The organism is Vibrio sp. 10N.261.51.F11 (genome assembly GCF_041471665.1).
GTDB classification, from domain to species: Bacteria; Pseudomonadota; Gammaproteobacteria; order Enterobacterales; family Vibrionaceae; genus Vibrio; species Vibrio crassostreae_C.
The window spans coordinates 18,548-37,799 of the sequence record NZ_JBFROW010000079.1; the positions used below are offsets into that span (position 1 = coordinate 18,548).

Genomic DNA, 19,252 nt, shown 5'->3' on the forward strand with positions numbered 1-19,252 from the left:
TATTTATTCGACTAAATTTGATAATTGGTTAAAGTATAAATTCATTATTCGGTTAACCTGAATAGTGTGGCTGAGTATTCAAATCGAGCATTAAGACCGAGAAGTAAGACGAAGAGACGGAAGCGAGAATCGTATGGATAAGTTTTCAGATATGGCGATGTTCGTCAGTATTGTTAAGCATCACGGGTTAGCGGCGGCTGGGCGCGAACTGGGTTTATCACCTGCGACCATGACAGCAAGGCTTCAAGCGCTGGAAGAGCGATATGGTGTGAAGTTGTTGAATCGAAGTACGCGCCATGTGTCTTTAACCGACTCTGGCGAGCTGTATCACAAGGCGTGTCTGGAGATATTGGATAATGTCAGTGAGGCCGAAAACCTGATCCAAAATGGCGTCAAAGAGGTCAAAGGTCCACTCAAAATCGCCGCGCCGAAAGACATCGGAAAGCAGTACATTCTTCCGATTCTCTCTGAGTTCTGTCAGCAATATCCCGACGTGATCCCTTACCTCTACTTGAACGATAACCTCTCGAACATTGCTGAATCTGGCATGGATATCGTGGTCCGTTATGGTGAATTGGTCGACAGCAGTTTGATATCCAGACGCTTGTCACCAAGCCGACGTGTGCTGTGTGCTTCTCCTGAATATCTTGCCAAGCATGGAACACCGTTAACACCACAAGATTTGGTTGATCACGATTGTTTAGCCATGCTGCGCAGCAATGAAGAGCTCAAGACATGGCACTTCCAAGATCATGATATGAAGAAGTCGATTACTGTTGTTCCAAAGCGATTTTCAGACGATGGCGAAGTGATTCGCTACTGGGCATTAAAAGGCGAGGGCATTGCTCTTAAATCGGTACTGGATGTGCAAGGCGACATCAATAACCAGCGCCTTGTGACGCTGCTTAATGGCTACATGAAGAACTTCAACACCGCGATGTCGGTGTCGAGTGCCGATTTGAATGTGGTGTACATCAGCAAGAAATATCAGCCCAAGCGTATCCGGTTGTTTCTTGATTTCTTGTTTGAGCGGTTTGGCGATTTGGTTGAAAAGTCTAGTTAGATTAGCCGAGAAGCAGCGCATGACAGATCTCTCGAACTCAACACCCGGGTACGGACAGAGAACATTGAACTGGTTATGATACGACCAACATAAGGATGTGATTGGAGAGAAAAATGAAAGTCGTCGGAGATACGGTTATCCAACCTTTTCACAAGGCAACCTGCCATTGCGGTGCGGTTGAACTAGAGCTCAGGTTACCTAACGGGATAGAAAAACCACGCCGCTGTGATTGCTCGATCTGTCGTCGCAGGGGAGCGATTGTGGGCTCTGTTGCGCTGGATGGCATCAAGATCCTTAAAGGTGCAGAGCATCTCAAGCTTTACCAATTCAATACCAATACCGCGAAGCATTACTTCTGCTCAAACTGCGGTATCTATACCCATCATCAGCGCCGTTCTAGCCCAAACGAATACGGTTTTAACATCGGCTGTTTGGAAGGGGTGAATCCTTTTGATATTGGTGATGTGGTGACCAACGATGGTGTCAATCATCCAGCTGATCGTTAATTTATTGAGCTTTAAAAAGGGAAGAAATTATGTCTGAATATGGAGCGGTCATTCGCTGGAAAAAAGCAGAAGATGAAGTCTTTAGCGACAATCAATACAGTCGAGGTCATACGTGGGAGTTCGATGGTGGTGTCACTGTGCCTGCTTCGTCCTCTCCACATGTTGTGCCACTGCCGTTTTCGGTGGAAGCGAATGTTGATCCAGAAGAAGCGTTTATCGCGGCACTTTCTAGCTGCCATATGCTGACATTTTTGGGCATTGCTGCAAAACAGAAGTACGTAATTGACTCTTATGTCGATGATGCGATAGGTGTGCTGGAAGAAGATGAATCCGGCCGCTCATCGGTCACTAAGGTGACTCTGCGCCCTAAAATTGTGTTTTTAGGTACCAAAAAGCCCACCGCCAAGCAGCTCGACAAACTGCACCACTTGGCGCACAAAAACTGCTTTATCGCGAACTCGGTAAAAACGGACATTGTGGTAGAAACTAAAGCGTAAACCACACACGTTAACATCCAAAAACCGCGAGGTTGCTTAGTGCATCACTGGCGGTTTTTTTGTGTCTGTGTAATCCTACGTACGGTTTTAATTGAGTGACAGTTAGAAAGTTTTGAGAGATAGGTAGAGAGCTCTTGAATGGTAGGAATAGATTGATTAGCAGAGAGTTATGTTTAGCGTCCCATTGAATAGTTTTGTACATCGTGTGAGTGATAAAAGCCAAGTGATGGTGAATGCTGCGGAATGTGGATGTCAGTTGAAACGAGTTCGTCGTTCGCGTAATTGGCTGTTGGTCGCTCAAGAGTATCAACTCGTTGAATTTAAAACGATGTTAACCCATGAAAAAGACGGTTGGATAGCAATTGCAATCGACAAAGTGCTGCCTAAACCCGTGGTGTGTTTGGCATCTCTGTTGGCCGCTACACCTTCAATGACTGTGGCTCAGCTGGTGATGGAATCTGGATGTTCAATGGCCGAAGCAAGACGTGCTATTGATGAACATGAAGGTCTGTAGGCGTATTCAAATCGTGTGAAAAGAGAATTGCGAGCAGCAAAAAGCCCGTAACGATATTGCGCTGGAAAACGTCATATCGTTACGGGCTTTATCATCTGTGCTGCTGTTAAGCTAAGCCATGCGGCTTATGAAGCATTGAATCGATTAAGAGTTCGCTACTTTTACACGAATCGTGTTTTTGCCAAGCTTTGACAAGTTCAGCTTGTTTAGTGCCGCTTTAGCTTCTTCTTGCTCTGGCATTTCAACAAAAGCGAAGCCTTTTGAGTCGCCAGTTTCTTGGTCTAAAACTAGGCTGCACTCTTTTACTGAGCCAAACTCAGAAAATAGCACACGGATGTCTTGCTCAGAGGTAGAGCGCGATAGGTTACGAACTAGAAGTTTCATAATAAACCTTGAATATGAATTTACGCCGAGCATTGTCGCACACTTTCATGCTCACCCTCACAAATAATTACTCTAATCATTTCTTTGGTAATGTGTCGCTCTATTTACCGATTAAGCGAGCTGTTTACCTGCTAGCCGCGGTTTATCGTGATATCTGACACGAATCCATGCTCTGTGCTGGTCAACGCCTGTTGTAGCATCTGAGCGGCTTCTTGCGCGCTCATAAAGCTCGAGGTATCCATGCCTTTACCGCTTGTATTCCAAAACTCGGTCGCCATTCCTCCAGGGTAAACCGCCACGATTTTCATCGGGTGACCTTTTAGCTCTAACCTTACCGATTCGATAAAGCCTTTCACGGCCCATTTTGCCGCGCAGTAGGTGGACTCTTCAGCTTTAGCACCTTGTGCCGCCGTCGACATCACCACAGCGATGGTGACCGATTGATCTTTGTAGCGCTGTACAAGCTCGCGAATCAAAAAGATCGAAGACTCAATATTGTTCTTCAGCATGTCGCTGATGATGGTTGGATCTTGCTGTTCTATCTTACCGAAGTACCCACTGCCAGCGCTGTGGATCACCAGCTTCGGCATTTCAGGTAACGCATCCAATAACTCGCTCACTGAGTGCGGGTCACAGAGATCACACGCTTGGCTAATGGTATTCGCAGGTAGGCCTTGCGCCACTTCTGCTAAACGTTGTGCATTGCGACCTGTAATGGCTACGCGCTGAGCGTCGGCGTTAGCATATTGTTTCGCGAGAGCTGCGCCTAAACCGCTGCTTGATCCGGTAATTAAAATCATACTGTCTTCAATTTGTAGAGTTGATTCGAGATAGTAAGGGGCTAGGCTAAGATTTTCTGAGATCTATGGCTAAAGTTGATCGATAGCCTGGTTGATAGGTTAATAGCTTGGGTGATCGGTCGAGCGGTAAGGCTGAGCTAAGAAAGTGGGGGAAAGCCGTTAAGAATCGACGGGTTTAGCAAGAAATAACAGCGTTAAAAAACAACGAACTAACAAGTAAAAGCGCCGGCATAGAGCCAGCGCTTTTGAGTAATCATAAGTGATTATTCGTCGTCGAACTGTTTGATCGTGAACGCGTCTTCGATTCGGTTAAGCTCTTCTTGTTCTTTCACTCGCTTCTCTTCTTGCAGAGTCGCTCTCGTTTCGTTGAAACGTTTTTTCTCTGACTTAGTCAGGAATTTTACAGCTTTTTTGTTGGTCAGTGCGTAAGCAACTACGTCTTCACCTTTTTCTCTGCGGTCGTTTACGCGTTGTGAGAAACGTTCATTGTCGCGAGCTTTACGCTCCGCTGAGGTCAACTTGCTCATGCTTTAAAGCCTTTTCAATTATTCATGGTAGGGAATCTACGCTTAGCGAAACAAATTGGGACTGCTTAGTGTCAGTCTAGTCCATTTGTATGCTGGTGGCGCATCTTAGCACAATGGCTTGAGCATGCATGTATGCTATTCGAGGGATCAAACAAAACAGCCCACAATTTTCGTTGTGGGCTGTTTTGTTACGTACTGTAGATGTAGTCATCGTTTTAAAACTAAGAATCAGAAACGGCAGTTACATCAAATCTTCTCGATGTATAAGATGACCTCTCCGACTTTAAAGCCAAACTTAGACATCTCAGTCTTGTTGAACAAGCGTTTATCGTCCATTAAGAACATCCAATCATCGAGCACCACTTCATAGGTGCTGCCGTCTACTTCAATTTCTAGATCATATTTCCAATACAGCGCAGAACCTTGGGTTTCACCATAAGCGGTTCCAACGACATCGTTGGCAGTCCCAGAATAGGTGTTTTCGCCCGTTTTGATCAGATTCCAAACGCGAGTTGAGCGCTCGCCATCAGCAAAAGAGAACCACTCTTTTATTTCTCCGTTGTCACCGTCCCAAGTCGCGATCAGTTTGGCATCAAAGCGGCGCAGTAAGTTACCAGAGCGGTCTAGCACCATGCCGTAGGCCATTAGCTCGCCATTAAAAAAGGTTTCAAGCTTGAGCTCTGGCGTTGTGTCGACATGGTCTTCTAAACTTGCAGAGCCACAGCCCACTAGCCAAGTGAGTGAAAAAAATGCCAGAGCAAATTTTATTATTGTTGTTTTTGGATTCATTTGTTCAAACCTAAAAGTTGTTTACGAAGACCGGGTTCAGAGGTGTTTTCAGACAACCAAATCGCTAGAAAGGCTTCACCAAATTGCTTGTCTTGGATGGTGCCGATCGGTTGTTCATCGAAATAAAAACGACTTACGTTATCTTCAGCGACACGAATCGTGAGTGTGCTTCCTTCTTCCACGTTCGGCCACATCGCGTACAAGGGTTTCAACCAACGTTGAATGTTGCTGTCAGAGTAGCCAAGCTTGTTCCACTGATCTTCGGTAGCGTCTACGAGGTCTTTGCTATCGATAGAGCGGTAATACTCAAGCTTCAAAGCTCGTTCGGAGTTGGTTGGAGTCGTGTAGAATTCTGCCGAGTAGAGAGTCCAAAACAGGTAACTCATTTCACCCTCACCACGTTTGTTCAGATCATCGACAGCAGAGGCTCTAGCGTGTCCGGCAAATAACAGCGCAGCAAAGATTAACGGGAGAGTAATAAAGCTTAGAAGTGTGTGTTTTGCTTGCTGATGAGCGCGAACAATACCTCGCTCAGGTTTGAACGTTTGTGTTGGGTTGCGTGGATAAGCCATAAGTCACCTCGTTATTGCCATTTTAGGTTGTATTAAGTTGGAGTAGGCGGCCACCAGTAAGGGCAACAAAATACCCCAACTTATTGCAAGGGCAGCAACTACCGATGCATCTGGCCAAGTAGTAAGAAGAGCACCTGCTTTGATGCCTCCCCAATAACTACTAGTACCTGCTACGAACCCTATGACAAACAAGATCACTTTCGAGCATTTTAAAAGCCAATTTAGGCTGTGGTTAAAACTGATTAAGAACATGATCCACAGGCAGACAAGCCACACCGGGAACCACGATTGATTCGCAATTTCAGAGTCGACGGCAAACACGCCGAAGTGGAGTAAGAGGCTATCAAGCAATAGCCCCAATGGTAATAAAATGAGTATCTTCAAATCGCTACTGCGAGTCGGTGATAGAAGGAAGTGAACCACTACAATCAGTGGTGTGACGAACGGGGCTTGCGCGGTAAAGAAAGCACTGCAAACCCAGGTCGCTTGAAACAGTACGAGATTAATAATCCAAAACCGCTTCATCTTTTTCTCCAAAGTAACGAGGTTTTCTTGCGACTACATGGTGAGTGCTGATCACGCGCTCTTTGAATGCGCCTTCACAGTAGCAGAAGTAGAAGGTCCATAAGCGTTTAAACTCTTCTGAATAGCCGAGAGACTCTAGCTCTTCCCAACTATTTTCAAAGGCGATGTTCCAATCATTCAGCGTTCGAGCGTAGTGCAGGCCAATGTCATCAATTTCTTGAACCACAAGGTCGGTGCTGGTCGCAAGGTGTTGGGTCATCACTGAAACAGAAGGTAGGCAACCGCCGGGGAAGATGTACTTCTGAATAAAGTCGACACCTTTACGGTATTTGTCGTAACGGCTGTCAGCAATAGTAATTGCTTGAATCAGCATCTTGCCTGAGGGCTTAAGTAGCGAGGAACATTTTTCAAAGAAGGTTTGTAGATACTCATGTCCGACCGCCTCTATCATCTCGATCGAAACCAACTTGTCATACTCACCAGTGAGATTGCGATAATCCTCTTTGAGCAGGGTGATTTTGTCGGTTAAACCAAGCGCTTTTACTCTCTGTTCAGCAAGTGCATGTTGGGCATCTGAGATCGTGGTAGTGGTGACGTGGCAACCGTAGTGTTGCGCCATGAAGATGGCTAAGCCGCCCCACCCTGTGCCTATCTCGACCACGCTATCTTTCTCAGACAGTTCTAGTCGCTCACAGATGGTTTTCATTTTGTTTTGTTGAGCCTTCGACAAGGTTTCTGCGTCTTCGCTGTAGATAGCGGAAGAGTACTGCATCGAGCTATCTAAGAAGCGCTCATACAGCTCGTTGCCAATATCGTAGTGGGCGAGAATGTTGCGCTTGGAGCCTTGTTCGGTGTTGGCATTCTTGCGACGCAGCAAGAGGTTTTTGATGCGAGAAATCCACTGTGTCTTGTCATCAAGTTCATCCAATTGGGCTTGGTTACGAGCCATGATTTGAATCACACGCGTGAGATTTGGACTGGTCCATTTGCCATCGATGTACGCTTCAGATGCCCCGATGCTGCCGTTGATGACCACATCTCTAAAAAAGGTAGCATCATGAATCACGATTCGACCTTTTAAGTCTGCTTCTCGATCACCAAATACTGAATGCTGGTCGCGCTCAATGATCTCAAGCGTCGCGAATTGCAGGCTTTCTAAAACCTTAAAAATTAAAGCTCGATATTTACAGTTGCTTGAAACAGCAACGGCTTTAGCTTGTTGTTCAATATTGTTGTTTTGTTTGGCAAGCTGTTCCATGTAAACCTCGCTGATAACTCATTCTAATATTTTGTGCCAACTAAGCTGAGTTCAGCTCCTTGATTGGAGCGAACCCAAGCTTCAATTGAGTTCTTTCATGTGCGCTTAAGATGTTGAGTCTGGATGCGCCACAAACGGTACTTTTTTCAGGAATAATTTGAGAGCCTGATAATAAATTCCCATCACGACTTTTATCGTCATTGCGGGAATCTTGAATACCGTTTGTCTAATGTTTGTCTTAGTTACTGACTGCTTCGTCAGAGCCAGTGTCGCATCGAAAAGCTTGTCGTCTCGGCGGCTTTCGATGTGGACTAACGTGCGTTTCGCTGGTGGCTTAATTTTCCAAAAATAAGTCATGTTCAAATCCATGAACGGCGAAACGTGAAACTCTTTTTTTACCTTTAACTCTTGGTGCATGTCGATCAGATAGTAATGTCGTTGGCGCCACGGCGTGTTACTCACCTCAGCCAACATGTACTTGCAATCTCCAGTTGCGTCGTAACAGAAGAAACAGTTGATTGGGCTGAAGTAGATGCCCAAACAGCGGCACTGAGCCAGCATCGTCACACGGTTTGAATCAGACCAAACCCCACCAAGTTGTTGCACTTTGGAAGCTATACGTTGCTTAAGTGATTTTGGTTCATCCGTGGTGACATTTTCTTTTTTTTCAGCGAGATAATCCGATTCGACAAAGCGAATCGGGTTGTACCAACGAGTTCCGAACAGCGCACTGCGCGCTGTGGTTTGGGGCAGCTCATCAAGATCTAACCCCATCATATACAGCTGATAACTGAACTCATGGGTGATGTCGCCAAAGCGGCGATGTCTGACGTTACCCCAATAGATACCGCTGAGCTCTTCACGCTTTTCGGATGCGATCCCCATCTCGGGTGTCAGGGTTTGACTGTTCATAGCGCGGAACTCGTACTCAAATCTAAACCGAAGCGTTTGGTCACATCGAGTGCACTGTGGACACCGTCTTCATGGAAGCCGTTATACCAATAAGCACCAGCAAAGTGCGTCTGGTTTTTGCCACAGATTTGCTCACGCTTGTGCTGAGCTTCGACCGTGTTCGAGTTAAGTACCGGGTGATGATAAACAAAGCTGCGAATAATTTTTTCTGGGTCGATGGCTTCGCTTTGATTCAAGGTGACACAGAAGGTGTCTTGGCTTTCGATCCCTTGCAGAATGTTCATGTTGTACGTGACACAGGCAGGTCGTTTACTGTCGCCATCCAACATGTAGTTCCAGCTTGCCCAAGCCAGTTTTCTGTCTGGTAACAAGCGAGTATCGGTGTGCAGAACCACTTCATTGCGGCTGTATGGGATCTCGCCCAGTACCTGTTGCTCTTGTTCTGTTGCATCACCAAGCAAGCGTAAGGCTTGGTCTGAGTGGCAAGCAAAGATTACTTCGTCGAAACCTTGTGCGCTGCCATCTTCAAATTCAATCGTGACGCCTGTTTCTTGGCGAGTCACTTGTTTAATCGATGTATTCAGTGCAACAGTCTTACTTAGGCGTGAAAGGATGATTTCAACATAAGAACGCGATCCCTTTGGTATCACATACCACTGAGGACGGTTCGCGATATCGAGCAATCCGTGGTTGTAGAAAAACTGGATGAAGAACTTGAGCTCAAATTCTTCCATCTCTTCCAAGCTTGTCGACCAAATCGCCGCGCCCATCGGTAAGATGTAGTGCTGGCTGAAAAAGTCGGAAAATTGATTATCTCGTAGGAAACTGCCAAGGGTAACGTCTGGTGTGAATTCATTGCTTTCAAACTGAGCCTTACACAGCTTGTTGAACTTGAGAATGTCAGACACTAAAGACCAGAACTGAGGTTTGAAGATGTTGCTCCTCTGCGCGAATAACGAATTAATGCTGTGGCCGTTGTATTCAAACTTGGTCGTCGTGTTGTGGACGCTGAAGCTCATCTCAGTCGGTTGCCTTTCGACATCGAGTTGTTCTAGAAGCTGATTGAAATTCGGGTAGGTTCGATCGTTGAATACGATGAAACCTGTATCTATCGAAAATGCCGAGCCTTGATGTTCAATATCAACGGTCGCGGTGTGCCCCCCAACGTAATCATTCTTTTCGAATACTGTTACGTCGTAGTGCTTATCTAATATATGCGCGCAAGTGAGTCCAGAGATACCTGAACCAATAATGGCGATTTTCTTCATTGTTATACCATCCTTGAAGCGAGTTTTTGCCAAACTGGAGTTGGAAGCATTCTTAGTAGCTTCATCAACATGATGAATCGTCTTGGGAAATCAATTTCACTCTTTCCTTGAGCGATACCATTTACGATTCGCTGAGTTGCGGCCTCACTACTAATAATCATAGGCATAGAGAACGTATTTCGCTCGGTTAATGGCGTTTCAACAAAGCCTGGGTGCACAATTGAGACATGAATGTTGTGCGTTGCCAGATCAACCGAAAGTGTTCTGCCTAAGTAGGTGAGGGCTGCCTTTGAAGCGCCATAAGCCTCGGCTCTTGGCAAAGGTAAAAAGCTGGCGCTGGAGCTGACTAAAACCAAACGGCCGCCGGGCTTGATGTTTTTTAACCAAGCTTTAAGGGCGTAGCCAATTGAAATTAGGTTTATGTTGATGACGCGCTCAAAAAGCTCGGCATCAAAATTCACTGGGTCGTCGATGTACTCACAATCACCCGCATTTAAAATCAGCAGATCGAGCGGCTTGTCTTGGTCGAGTTCTGGAAAGTTGTGGTAATCAGTCAGATCGAAACAGAGCGGTGTAATTGATGAATGCGCGATGTCTGTATCGTGAGAATCAACTAAGGCTTGCAGTTTGTCTGGATTGCGGCCACAAGCAATCACCTGATGCCCTTGCTGAGCGTAATCTTTAGCTAGGGATTGGCCGATACCTGAGGTCGCGCCTGTAATCATAATACGCATTATCGGCTCGCCCTCTTTTTGATGGATTTGATCGCGCAGCCCAGTACTGGAATGTGTTCGTACAACATAGAGCCGACGTCGAGGTAGTCTCTGTGGTAGACCACTTGACCGTCGAGCATCTTAAGGTGGCTGTGCCCTTGTACTTCGATTGGCTTTTGCCCATTTAATTGCTTGTGAGCAAACTGCATCGTCCAGTAAACGGAAGCTTCGTCGTTCGCTTCGAAAGTGTGTTCGATATGAAAGTAACAGCTGGTTACTTGGGTGTAGAGGTTCTCGAAGTAGTGCGTAAGCGCCGAAATACCGCTGACATGATGCAGCGGATCTTGGAATTCAATATCAGGGTGATAAACCGTCTTAAGCACGTCGAAATTGTCGGTTCCGAGTTCTCGATACATGTTGAGAAAGTTATCAAGCCATAGAGAGTTATCCATAATATTCACTCTAATTATTTGAAGAAGGCTAAGGCTCTCAATCGTGCTTCTTTATGCTCAACGATGGGTTGCCAGTATTCGCTGTCTATTCCGTTTTTAGCGATAAAGTCATGTGGGAAATGTACATGCTTATCTGGGATATTTTGCAGCTCTGGTATGTACTTACGAATAAAAATTCCTTTTGGATCAAACTTTTCACTCTGAGTGATTGGATTGAAAATTCGGAAGTAAGGTTGAGCATCACAGCCAGTACTTGAAGCCCACTGCCAGCCACCATTGTTGGCACTAAAGTCTCCGTCGATAAGGTGCGACATAAAGAAACGCTCGCCCCAACGCCAGTCAATAAGCAGGTGCTTGGTTAGGAAGCTTGCCACCACCATTCTTAGTCTGTTGTGCATCCAGCCCGTTTCAACCAGTTGACGCATTGCGGCATCAACCAATGGATATCCTGTTTTTCCTTCGCACCAAGCTTTGAAGCTAGGATGATCGTGATACCAATCTAAACCATTGTATTTTTGCTGAAAGTTAGCACCTTTGACCAGTTTAGGGTGGTGGAACATCAAATGCTTATAAAAATCTCGCCAAATCAATTCATTGAGCCAACAAAAGGCCGGTAATTGCGTATCAAATAACAGATCGGGTTGCTGCTGAATCAATTGAATCGCTAGCCAACGTGGGCTCACGGCGCCAATCGCTAAATAAGGTGATATCCCCGATGTTCCTTTAACTGAGGGGATATCTCTCAGACGTGCGTAGTCGTTGACTTTATTGCCTAAGAAATTGGGGATCACATTGCCCAATACATCTTGGCTTAATGGCCAGCGACTCGAATCAACACGCGGAAAATCGAAATCATAGTCAGCAGAGATGGTTAAGGCTTGTAAGTCGTCAGGAAGCTGTGTTTGTGAACGTTCAGCTGACTCGACATGAGCTGGACTGCAGATGATGCCTTTCACCTGAACTTCTTTTAACCAAGCGTTCTTAAAGGGCGTAAAGACTTTGAACATCTCGCCTTGTTTGTTGAGAACGCTACCGAGTGGCAGCATAACGTCACAATCGCTGATCTTCAGGTTTAGGCCGCTTGAAATCAGCTTTTTATCGCGAGCTTGTTCATCGACCTCTGGTTCAGAGTTAGCGTAGACGCACTTGGCATCAAGCTGCTGGCACAAATCGATGAGCTGTTTGGATTGGTCGTCAAAGTCGCTAGCTTTCAGGTGAAGCAACGTTATCCCGAATTCAGCGAGCTGGGAATCGAGTTGTTTTAGATGACGATAGATGAAATCAGCTTTGATCGGCGCAAGGTGGTGTTGCCGCCACGTTTGAGGCGTTGAAATGAAAACGGCGGTCGTTACGCCGTTTTCAACTGCCGCGACGAGCGCTGGGTTATCGTGAATCCGCAGGTCTCGTCGTATCCATAGTATGTCGCTCAATATCCGTATCTCAGTTTAAGTTCTTGAGGGTGCGGGTTTAGGTAAACCTGTGATTCTAGGTATTCGTTCGGGTATTCCATCAGGTAGTGATTGATCAGTGTCAGTGGCACTAGCAGTGGAACAACGCCCTCTCTGAATGATGCGATCTGGTTGGTCAGCTCTTGCTTGTGAGCGCTACTCAGTTGTTTTTTAAAGTAACCCTGCAAATGATGCAGCGTATTGGCGTGACTGCCTCGATTCGCGTGATGAGACAACGCCGTCATCAAGCCTTCGATGTATTGAGCCGCTAGTTCGTCGATATCTAAATCATTACCCGCTAGCAGTTTGCCTAAGCTTTTGTAACCCTCAACGTGGTGACACATGACTAGATATTTGTGGGCGCTGTGGAACTGAATCAGTTTGTGCTTGGTCACACCTTCATCCACAAGATCGAGCCATTTTTGGTAAGTGAACACTCGAGTCATGAAGTTTTCACGCAAAATGGGATCGTTAAGGCGGCCGTTTTCTTCAACGGGAAGTAACGGGTTGCCGTCCATAATTTGTTGGGTGAACATGCCTATGCCTGTCGATTCAGAGCCGCGACCATGGTGGTGGTACACCTTCACGCGCTCCATGCCGCAGGTTGGGCTTTTTTGACACACAATAAAGCCAGCAATGTGTTGGTTTTTCTTTGAGTAGTTTTGACCGAACTCGATCAGTTCGTTGGTCACATCACCTGAGCCATCAGGGCGAGAAACATGGATGATGTCATCTAGCATTCTTGTTTGACGAATGGTTGGACGAGGGGTTGGAAGACCAACAGCCATCTCTGGGCAAACAGGTTCCAATTCCACGTAGTCTGCTAGGTCGTCTGTACAAAAACGAGAGCGTTTATGACCTGTGTCGAAACGTACTTTATGTCCAGCAACACATGCACTGATACCGATTTTGATTTTCTTTTCCATTGGCCAACTCCTTTGCTCTTGCTCTGAGCTTTTTCTTATAGTTCAACATTGCTAATCGTATTTACAGAGCTGGGTGTGTTTTTACTTTGACACCGTAGTTGTTTTTATTCAGATGTATTGACGATATACAGGATAGCTTTATGCCATCCTGTATATTTATAGCCTGCAACTGGGTTAATAGATATATTTTCCAAGTGGATTGAATAGTTGGCTCACACCTTTTGTGAAGTAAAGCGCATCACTTGAAACGGTTAAACAGACACAACCTTCTTTTGTTGCCGGTTGATGAGTGTGATTGCCATCCAACCAGATGAAGTCACCTTTGTTGTAAACGCCCATTTCGTCTTCGAAACTGCCCTCTAGAAGAAGCGTGATCTCGAAGCCTCTGTGGGTGTGGCAAGGCACTTGTCCATCTTTGTCGATGTGCAACAAGCTGGTGTGGTGTGCTTCGTCAGCAAAATCGAGTCTTGCTCGTGAAATTTTGCCTAGGTTCATCCAGTCCTTTCTCGCTACTGAGTTTAGAGCGCGAGGGATTGTGAATGTCGTGTCAGCAACAGTTACTTTCTGAACCTCTGGAGTCACTTCAACAGACTGAGAAGTATCAGCTGTGATTTGCTCTATCGCGTCAAAATCAAAGTCCATGTCGTCCATTGAGAAACTGTCTAGATCTTCATTTGAGAATACTGGCTCTGCGTCAAAAGCATTATTCGCTGCTACAGCTGTAAGCTGCTTGACTTGTTGTTGGCAGTGTTCACACAGCTCTACATGGCTAGAAACAATCAAAGAAACTGAATCAGCCAACGTGCCATCGACGAAGTCTTTCAAGATTGCCGCGTTTGGGTGATGTTTAATCATGGTCTTGTTCCCCCATGTGAACTTTTAATTTGGCTAAAGCGAGTCTCAGACGTGATTTCACTGTTCCAAGTGGGACGCCAAGTTGCTGAGCGAGTTGCTCTTGAGAGAGCTCTTGAAAGTAAACGCCTTTGACGATGGTTTTCTGAGCGAGAGGCAACTTTTCTATTTGAGTCATTACGTGTCGGCTCATCAAATGGTCACCGAATGGCAAATCTTCGCTTTGAGACTCGGCTACCATCGCATCGATTGGCCAGATATCGTCGGCTATCGTTTGTTCGGCTTTCGCTTTCACTTTGCGCAACATGTCGAATGCTGCATTACGCATTACCGTGTAGACCCAAGTGGTCGCAGCGCCTTTATCTACATTGTAGAGATGTGCTTTCTTCCAAACATTAGTCATCGTGTCTTGAACTAGCTCGTTTGCAGCAGCTTCGCCACCCAACTTACTGATACCAAAACGCTTGATCTTAGGAGCGAAGAACTTGAACAAACAGGTGAACGCCTGCTTGTCTCGGTCTGTACCAACCAACACCAGCCAGCTCGAGAGCTCTGTCGGTACTTTGTTATCGGGAATAATGACATGCTCCTTGCCGTTCCCTGAACTTCTGCTTTCCACTTGCATAGTAACTAACCATCATGCGAATTTGATGGGCACTACGTGAAAGGAGAAAGTCGGGATCACTTTAATTTAAATTAATTTCTACTATACAAAATTATAGTGAAGAAAAGTGCTTATTGCCCCGTAATGATTTGATTCAAAAAAGGAACTAGAGACGGAAAACTGGCTGGCTCAGTAAATTCTGTTTTCTTTTCCAGTGGGATAGGCATCATTTCGAGCAATCGCGCACAGATCCATTGTGGGCTCTCAAAATCAGGAGTGGGATAGAGTGTTCTTATCGAATCGTGGTCGCGAAACAACTGAACCAAAAAAGCGGTAAACACGTTAGGCACTTTATATTCATCGGTAGGCCAGTGAGGCAACAAGCTGAACTTACTTTTAATCAGGTCATCATCGTCTCGAAACGACCCATGCAATTGCACCAACTTTTCGCCTTCGACATCAATTTCTAATATCTGGTCGTCCGACATATTGAAGTCGACGATGGTCACCTTTGTTCCCCAAGAGCTGAGATGATCAGAGTTAGATTTGTCTTGAGTGGCGATAATGAAACCATCGCCCTGCGCTGCGTGAGCGACCATCGCGAGATACTTTGGCTCAAAAATGCGCAGTCTTTGTCTGCCTCCCGGTAAAAGGAAGATGGGGAGGGGAAACACAGCGAGCTCCAGAGAAGACTCTACGGGTGTTTCTGGTTCGGCGTCTGTCCGCGTGGTCTTCCTAGGTGAATTCGGCACATAGTACTCCTTAGTTCAGATGTGATTCGAGAAGATATACGCGGGGAGGGTGGTGTTCGATCAATTCGCTTCGGCTTATGTTCGCAAAGGGATAGATATTTTGTTGCACCTGTTCATAAATTCATTGTTTTTACCTTTTCTCATACGCGTCATTAGGTAATATATGAACAAATAGTAAGCGAATGGGTAGTTGCCAGACGATGCTTCTATCTGACGTTCTTCTATACCTAACATCGCATCAAAGGAATGGTCATGATTGTTATTTATGGTATCAAAGAGTGCTTAAATCCAATTAAGTTGCAGCTCTCTAATGTGTTGCAGCAGTGCTTGAACAGTGAAATGGGTTTACCCGATGACAAGCGAGCACATCGGTTTGTGCCATTGGAACGAGATGACTTCTTTTACCCGGAAGGAAGAACAGAAGCCTATACCGTCATTGAGATAAATATGATGGAAGGTCGAGCGGTAAACACCAAAAAGCGCTTAATTAAGAAGATATTTTCTGAGATAGAGAAGCAGTTAGCTATCTCTCCAATTGATATTGAAATTTCCATTAAGGAACAGCCATCGCATTGCTGGGGATTTCGAGGGATGACCGGCGATGAAGCTCAAGATCTGAAGTACAAAGTGAACGTCTAGGGTTTAAGCTCTTAACTCTTAACTCTTAACAAGTAAGACTTAAGCCAATCTATCGAGTGACGGCTTTGGAATTTGATGCCAAAGCCGTTTTCCTAGTTCTCGACACTAACCTTTAAGCATCTAAGCATCTAAGCATCTAAGCATCTAAGCATCGTCACTCTTTTTTAAATACTGATGCCAATTTTCATTGATCACGTCAAAGTGCTCAACGCAGAACTCTTTTCTGTCTTTCAAATAGTCGTTTTCCACTTCATCGAGCAAGTTCTTATAGGCATCGGGATCGCTGCCATACACCAAGCATAACGTGGAGAAGTAACGCTGCAGGTCGAAACTGTGCTCGTCGATGTATTCCCCCAAGTCGTAATACTCTGGGCGGTCTTCTGACTCGAAAGCGAACATGTCTGCAGCGCTGATAGCAGCGTCGGCCCCATGCTCTACGTAGTTAAGCAGTAGCACGGTTGCTAGGTTATCAACCGCATCTTCTTCTTTACCCAATATGGCAATGTTCTGATCTTCGATATACGCATGCCCAGTCTCGTGTAGCAGGGTGTGCAGCAAGGTATCAATAGCGCCGGTTTGCGCAGATTTCCCATACTCTTTTTCGTATTGGTTCTTCTCAAAGTAATTGAGTGACTCAGCGTAAAAACTGTAAGGGATCAGTACTTGATGGGTTTGTGGATCGTAGAGTGGTCCTTCTTCCCCGCCATATTGAATGGTTAATGGCTTCTCAAACATGAAGAGTTGGTTTGATAGGTCGACCACGGTGTCATTAACGCCACTGCTTTGAATCTCTCGTTTGAGCTGCTCTTCTTCGGTATTTTGCGGTGTAGAGTACTCGACGATTAGGTTACTTTGGGTGGCTTGTTCACTAGATGCATAAGTTGTGGCAAACATTGCACTCAGGACTAGGCTGCAGGTCAATGTTCGTTTCAATAATGTCATCGGCTATCCTTGTGATTACGTTGCGATTCAGAGTCGTGCTGGGGGTAACAACTCCAAGCTGTGTACCCTGATTTAGTTATTACGTTAGAGTATAAGTTTAGACGGAATTTTGATGCATCGAGGACTGCAATTTTTGAAGTAGGCGCTATCCTATCAATGAATAATCCGCTTAGAGATTCGCCACAAAGAATAAGTAAGCTGAATGAGCGGTGTCGATGTGATTCGTTTCTATTGGTAATTAACAGATAAATTTCGGTTCAACACAACCCTTGTGCTATACTCCGCGCCCCAATCCGAATTGGCTTGTTTAATCTTAGGAAATTATTATGAGTGTTAAAAACGAACTTCAACAAATTAACAACCGTCTAGACAAGTGTCGCCACAAGTTAGATGCTGCTAAAACTCGTAATGATCGTCCTGTTGTTCGTCAGTTCGAGGAAGAGATTAAGAAGCTAACTAAGAAAATTGCCCAGCTTAAACACAAAGAAAGCTATGATGTGAACCAAGAGCGTAAGTCTCTGGTTGATATGCCATTTAGCCGTGAGATCACTAAGGCTGAGCAAGCGGATATGGGTAAACTTAAAAAGTCTGTTAAAGGACTCGTAATTGTTCACCCAATGACGAAGATCGGTAAAGAACTTCGCATTGAGGTTATGACTGGTTACGCACCGAAAAAATTCTAATTACCAGCGATGGTGATGAAAGAGGAGCTAGAAATAGCTCCTTTTGCTTTTTTAGGTATTAAGAAAGCAGAGTCAGCGGCATAGATACTCACGCCGTTTTCAACTTTTAGGAGGTGATTGTTGTCACAAATCCTTTTATCTCCTATAAAAGTTAACGTGCTACTAACATGGTACTAAGCGATCGCAGTAATGTGTTCGCTTTTCGAATCCACACTTTCTCTCCAGTTTGTATAAATATAGGTAGAGCAGCACAAATAATTACAGATAAAACTAGACTCATTAGGGAAGATGAGAACGTAAAAAAATAGAGGTTATATGAATCAATTAATTTCAATTGGACCACTAGAATCCTTCCTAATCGCGATTAGTGTTTTGTTTCTAGGTCATTTCGTCAATGCAAAGCTTCCGATTCTCAAAAAGTACAACATTCCAGAGCCCATTGTCGGCGGCTTGATTGTCGCTTTTGCTATTACAGCCCTGCACTTTAACGGCCTTGATCTTGAGTTTTCCTTGCCCCTGCAGAACACGTTTATGTTGATGTTCTTTGCAACGGTCGGTCTTGCGGCGAACTACACGCAGCTGATAAAAGGTGGTGCTAAGGTATTCCTATTCTTAGGGGTAGCGTCGGTTTACATCATTATCCAAAACGGTGTAGGCGTAACCTTAGCTACGGCACTAGGCCTTGAACCCTTGATGGGTTTGATTGCTGGCTCTATCACCCTTTCGGGCGGTCACGGCACAGGCGCGGCTTGGTCTCAAACTTTTGCAGACACGTTTGGCATTGCAAATACGCTAGAAATCGCGATGGCTTCAGCGACCTTTGGTTTGATCATCGGTGGTATTATCGGTAGCCCAGTGGCGCAAAAGCTGATTGATAAAAACCAGCTTGAATCTGAGTACGGCACTGGCACGCAAACACATGAACGCTTCCCTGAACTTGTTACTTACAACGAGTATGAAGAAGACAAAGTGACGGCGAAGAAGGTGATTGAAGTGTTGTTCATCCTTCTTATCTGTATCACGGGTGCGAAGTACCTAGAGCAGTGGGTGGCGACTTTTGAAATTTCTTGGTTGATGATTCCTGACTTCGTTTACGCGTTGTTTATCGGTGTGTTCATCACTAACGTGTTTGAAGTGACTAAGCTGCATAAGACTGACAGCGAAACGGTCGATATTCTTGGTACGGTGTCATTGTCACTGTTCCTAGCAATGGCGCTAATGAGCCTTAAGCTTTGGAACATATTTGACCTTGCGATTCCGTTCTTGGTTATCCTGGCGGTTCAGGCGGTTGTGTTAGGTATCTTCTCTTACTTTGTGACGTTCAAAGTAATGGGTTCTAACTACGACGCAGCGGTTATGGCAGGTGGTCACTGTGGTTTCGGCCTAGGTGCAACACCAACAGCGGTAATGAACATGGGCTCTTTGGTGAACCGTTTTGGTCCTTCACCACAGGCGTTCATGGTGGTGCCAATTGTTGGTGCCTTCTTTATCGATATCGTTAACCTGATTATCCTTCAGGGTTACATCTCGTTTATCGGTTAATGTTCGCCTTTACTTAAACGCAATGTGCTTATCGCACTAAGATGAATACAAGAAAGCCAGTCTGTTTGAAGTGACCCCGTAAAG

Annotated in this window: 24 protein-coding genes; 7 read left to right on the top strand and 17 right to left on the bottom strand. The window is 45.3% G+C overall.

The window, feature by feature from the left end; translation table 11 throughout:
• Positions 1 to 133: 133 nt before the first annotated feature.
• From AB4351_RS20270 to AB4351_RS20285, 4 genes are all read left to right on the top strand, one after another.
• Positions 134 to 1,063 carry a LysR family transcriptional regulator gene (locus tag AB4351_RS20270; protein ID WP_102320399.1) on the top strand — a complete coding sequence of 310 codons (930 nt, stop codon included), beginning with the start codon at positions 134 to 136 and terminating at the stop codon, positions 1,061 to 1,063.
• 113 nt (positions 1,064 to 1,176) lie between these two features.
• Positions 1,177 to 1,569, top strand: coding sequence for a GFA family protein (locus AB4351_RS20275; protein WP_372126979.1), 393 nt, complete (start codon positions 1,177 to 1,179; stop codon positions 1,567 to 1,569).
• A 29-nt stretch (positions 1,570 to 1,598) separates the two neighbouring features.
• Entirely contained in the window at positions 1,599 to 2,066 is a 468-nt protein-coding gene (locus tag AB4351_RS20280) for an OsmC family protein (protein WP_065583947.1), read from the top strand.
• Between the two features lie 169 nt (positions 2,067 to 2,235).
• Positions 2,236 to 2,580, top strand: a complete 345-nt coding sequence (locus AB4351_RS20285) for a ribosome recycling factor family protein (protein ID WP_017061272.1) — start codon at positions 2,236 to 2,238, stop codon at positions 2,578 to 2,580.
• Positions 2,581 to 2,724: 144 nt separating this feature from the next.
• Here AB4351_RS20285 and AB4351_RS20290 read toward each other — a convergent pair whose 3' ends face one another.
• The 16 genes from AB4351_RS20290 to AB4351_RS20365 form a co-directional block, all read right to left on the bottom strand.
• Positions 2,725 to 2,964, bottom strand: coding sequence for an RNA-binding protein (locus tag AB4351_RS20290; RefSeq protein ID WP_017061273.1), 240 nt, complete (start codon positions 2,962 to 2,964; stop codon positions 2,725 to 2,727).
• A gap of 131 nt (positions 2,965 to 3,095) precedes the next feature.
• Positions 3,096 to 3,764, bottom strand: coding sequence for an SDR family NAD(P)-dependent oxidoreductase (locus tag AB4351_RS20295; protein WP_372126981.1), 669 nt, complete (start codon positions 3,762 to 3,764; stop codon positions 3,096 to 3,098).
• 263 nt (positions 3,765 to 4,027) lie between these two features.
• A complete protein-coding gene (locus tag AB4351_RS20300; RefSeq protein WP_017061275.1) occupies positions 4,028 to 4,291 on the bottom strand; it encodes a hypothetical protein in 264 nt (87 codons plus the stop codon).
• Between the two features lie 246 nt (positions 4,292 to 4,537).
• The gene (locus AB4351_RS20305; protein ID WP_017061276.1) at positions 4,538 to 5,080 is read right to left on the bottom strand and encodes a DUF3833 domain-containing protein; all 543 of its coding nucleotides are present in this window, start codon (positions 5,078 to 5,080) and stop codon (positions 4,538 to 4,540) included.
• The gene (locus AB4351_RS20310) at positions 5,077 to 5,652 is read right to left on the bottom strand and encodes a chalcone isomerase family protein (protein WP_372126983.1); all 576 of its coding nucleotides are present in this window, start codon (positions 5,650 to 5,652) and stop codon (positions 5,077 to 5,079) included. The genes AB4351_RS20305 and AB4351_RS20310 overlap by 4 nt, the downstream gene beginning before the upstream one ends.
• A 3-nt stretch (positions 5,653 to 5,655) precedes the next feature.
• Entirely contained in the window at positions 5,656 to 6,177 is a 522-nt protein-coding gene (locus AB4351_RS20315; protein ID WP_017061278.1) for a DUF2878 domain-containing protein, read from the bottom strand.
• Entirely contained in the window at positions 6,155 to 7,435 is a 1,281-nt protein-coding gene (locus tag AB4351_RS20320; protein WP_017061279.1) for a cyclopropane-fatty-acyl-phospholipid synthase family protein, read from the bottom strand. The genes AB4351_RS20315 and AB4351_RS20320 overlap by 23 nt, the downstream gene beginning before the upstream one ends.
• Before the next feature lie 105 nt (positions 7,436 to 7,540).
• Entirely contained in the window at positions 7,541 to 8,347 is an 807-nt protein-coding gene (locus tag AB4351_RS20325) for a DUF1365 domain-containing protein (RefSeq protein ID WP_372126984.1), read from the bottom strand.
• Positions 8,344 to 9,615, bottom strand: coding sequence for an NAD(P)/FAD-dependent oxidoreductase (locus AB4351_RS20330; protein ID WP_372126986.1), 1,272 nt, complete (start codon positions 9,613 to 9,615; stop codon positions 8,344 to 8,346). Before AB4351_RS20330 ends, AB4351_RS20325 begins: the two co-directional genes overlap by 4 nt.
• A gap of 2 nt (positions 9,616 to 9,617) precedes the next feature.
• Positions 9,618 to 10,349: an SDR family NAD(P)-dependent oxidoreductase gene (locus AB4351_RS20335; protein ID WP_019819978.1), complete on the bottom strand. Its 732-nt coding sequence runs from the start codon at positions 10,347 to 10,349 to the stop codon at positions 9,618 to 9,620.
• Complete coding sequence (locus tag AB4351_RS20340) at positions 10,349 to 10,780, bottom strand: nuclear transport factor 2 family protein (RefSeq protein ID WP_017061283.1); 432 nt, start codon at positions 10,778 to 10,780, stop codon at positions 10,349 to 10,351. Before AB4351_RS20340 ends, AB4351_RS20335 begins: the two co-directional genes overlap by 1 nt.
• 14 nt (positions 10,781 to 10,794) lie before the next feature.
• Positions 10,795 to 12,210: a deoxyribodipyrimidine photo-lyase gene (gene phrB, locus AB4351_RS20345; RefSeq protein WP_372126988.1), complete on the bottom strand. Its 1,416-nt coding sequence runs from the start codon at positions 12,208 to 12,210 to the stop codon at positions 10,795 to 10,797.
• Positions 12,207 to 13,154: a DUF523 and DUF1722 domain-containing protein gene (locus AB4351_RS20350; protein ID WP_017060965.1), complete on the bottom strand. Its 948-nt coding sequence runs from the start codon at positions 13,152 to 13,154 to the stop codon at positions 12,207 to 12,209. The genes phrB and AB4351_RS20350 overlap by 4 nt, the downstream gene beginning before the upstream one ends.
• A gap of 174 nt (positions 13,155 to 13,328) precedes the next feature.
• Positions 13,329 to 14,009: a ChrR family anti-sigma-E factor gene (locus tag AB4351_RS20355; RefSeq protein WP_137001636.1), complete on the bottom strand. Its 681-nt coding sequence runs from the start codon at positions 14,007 to 14,009 to the stop codon at positions 13,329 to 13,331.
• Positions 14,002 to 14,631, bottom strand: a complete 630-nt coding sequence (locus tag AB4351_RS20360; RefSeq protein ID WP_372083732.1) for a sigma-70 family RNA polymerase sigma factor — start codon at positions 14,629 to 14,631, stop codon at positions 14,002 to 14,004. Before AB4351_RS20360 ends, AB4351_RS20355 begins: the two co-directional genes overlap by 8 nt.
• A 110-nt stretch (positions 14,632 to 14,741) precedes the next feature.
• Entirely contained in the window at positions 14,742 to 15,362 is a 621-nt protein-coding gene (locus AB4351_RS20365; protein WP_017065084.1) for an LON peptidase substrate-binding domain-containing protein, read from the bottom strand.
• 252 nt (positions 15,363 to 15,614) lie between these two features.
• Between AB4351_RS20365 and AB4351_RS20370 the strand changes: the two genes are divergently transcribed.
• Entirely contained in the window at positions 15,615 to 16,001 is a 387-nt protein-coding gene (locus tag AB4351_RS20370; RefSeq protein ID WP_017072356.1) for a tautomerase family protein, read from the top strand.
• 144 nt (positions 16,002 to 16,145) lie between these two features.
• Here the strand turns inward: AB4351_RS20370 and AB4351_RS20375 are convergent, their stop codons facing one another.
• A complete protein-coding gene (locus AB4351_RS20375) occupies positions 16,146 to 16,943 on the bottom strand; it encodes a DUF4344 domain-containing metallopeptidase (protein ID WP_372126990.1) in 798 nt (265 codons plus the stop codon).
• Between the two features lie 326 nt (positions 16,944 to 17,269).
• Here AB4351_RS20375 and AB4351_RS20380 point away from each other — a divergent pair, with 326 nt between their 5' ends.
• Positions 17,270 to 17,626 (top strand): YibL family ribosome-associated protein, encoded by a 357-nt coding sequence (locus AB4351_RS20380; protein WP_017060971.1) that lies wholly within the window; start codon positions 17,270 to 17,272, stop codon positions 17,624 to 17,626.
• Positions 17,627 to 17,941: 315 nt separating this feature from the next.
• Positions 17,942 to 19,168 carry a sodium/glutamate symporter gene (gene gltS, locus AB4351_RS20385; RefSeq protein WP_017060972.1) on the top strand — a complete coding sequence of 409 codons (1,227 nt, stop codon included), beginning with the start codon at positions 17,942 to 17,944 and terminating at the stop codon, positions 19,166 to 19,168.
• Positions 19,169 to 19,252 lie beyond the last annotated feature (84 nt).

What these genes read in the sequence shown, in the direction of transcription:
- AB4351_RS20270 (WP_102320399.1), top strand. Translation starts at nt 134, where the DNA reads ATGGATAAGTTTTCAGATATGGCGATGTTCGTCAGTATTGTTAAGCAT.
- AB4351_RS20275 (WP_372126979.1), top strand. Translation starts at nt 1,177, where the DNA reads ATGAAAGTCGTCGGAGATACGGTTATCCAACCTTTTCACAAGGCAACC.
- AB4351_RS20280 (WP_065583947.1), top strand. Translation starts at nt 1,599, where the DNA reads ATGTCTGAATATGGAGCGGTCATTCGCTGGAAAAAAGCAGAAGATGAA.
- AB4351_RS20285 (WP_017061272.1), top strand. Translation starts at nt 2,236, where the DNA reads ATGTTTAGCGTCCCATTGAATAGTTTTGTACATCGTGTGAGTGATAAA.
- AB4351_RS20290 (WP_017061273.1), bottom strand. Translation starts at nt 2,964, where the DNA reads ATGAAACTTCTAGTTCGTAACCTATCGCGCTCTACCTCTGAGCAAGAC.
- AB4351_RS20295 (WP_372126981.1), bottom strand. Translation starts at nt 3,764, where the DNA reads ATGATTTTAATTACCGGATCAAGCAGCGGTTTAGGCGCAGCTCTCGCG.
- AB4351_RS20300 (WP_017061275.1), bottom strand. Translation starts at nt 4,291, where the DNA reads ATGAGCAAGTTGACCTCAGCGGAGCGTAAAGCTCGCGACAATGAACGT.
- AB4351_RS20305 (WP_017061276.1), bottom strand. Translation starts at nt 5,080, where the DNA reads ATGAATCCAAAAACAACAATAATAAAATTTGCTCTGGCATTTTTTTCA.
- AB4351_RS20310 (WP_372126983.1), bottom strand. Translation starts at nt 5,652, where the DNA reads ATGGCTTATCCACGCAACCCAACACAAACGTTCAAACCTGAGCGAGGT.
- AB4351_RS20315 (WP_017061278.1), bottom strand. Translation starts at nt 6,177, where the DNA reads ATGAAGCGGTTTTGGATTATTAATCTCGTACTGTTTCAAGCGACCTGG.
- AB4351_RS20320 (WP_017061279.1), bottom strand. Translation starts at nt 7,435, where the DNA reads ATGGAACAGCTTGCCAAACAAAACAACAATATTGAACAACAAGCTAAA.
- AB4351_RS20325 (WP_372126984.1), bottom strand. Translation starts at nt 8,347, where the DNA reads ATGAACAGTCAAACCCTGACACCCGAGATGGGGATCGCATCCGAAAAG.
- AB4351_RS20330 (WP_372126986.1), bottom strand. Translation starts at nt 9,615, where the DNA reads ATGAAGAAAATCGCCATTATTGGTTCAGGTATCTCTGGACTCACTTGC.
- AB4351_RS20335 (WP_019819978.1), bottom strand. Translation starts at nt 10,349, where the DNA reads ATGCGTATTATGATTACAGGCGCGACCTCAGGTATCGGCCAATCCCTA.
- AB4351_RS20340 (WP_017061283.1), bottom strand. Translation starts at nt 10,780, where the DNA reads ATGGATAACTCTCTATGGCTTGATAACTTTCTCAACATGTATCGAGAA.
- AB4351_RS20350 (WP_017060965.1), bottom strand. Translation starts at nt 13,154, where the DNA reads ATGGAAAAGAAAATCAAAATCGGTATCAGTGCATGTGTTGCTGGACAT.
- AB4351_RS20355 (WP_137001636.1), bottom strand. Translation starts at nt 14,009, where the DNA reads ATGATTAAACATCACCCAAACGCGGCAATCTTGAAAGACTTCGTCGAT.
- AB4351_RS20360 (WP_372083732.1), bottom strand. Translation starts at nt 14,631, where the DNA reads ATGCAAGTGGAAAGCAGAAGTTCAGGGAACGGCAAGGAGCATGTCATT.
- AB4351_RS20370 (WP_017072356.1), top strand. Translation starts at nt 15,615, where the DNA reads ATGATTGTTATTTATGGTATCAAAGAGTGCTTAAATCCAATTAAGTTG.
- AB4351_RS20375 (WP_372126990.1), bottom strand. Translation starts at nt 16,943, where the DNA reads ATGACATTATTGAAACGAACATTGACCTGCAGCCTAGTCCTGAGTGCA.
- AB4351_RS20380 (WP_017060971.1), top strand. Translation starts at nt 17,270, where the DNA reads ATGAGTGTTAAAAACGAACTTCAACAAATTAACAACCGTCTAGACAAG.
- gltS (WP_017060972.1), top strand. Translation starts at nt 17,942, where the DNA reads ATGAATCAATTAATTTCAATTGGACCACTAGAATCCTTCCTAATCGCG.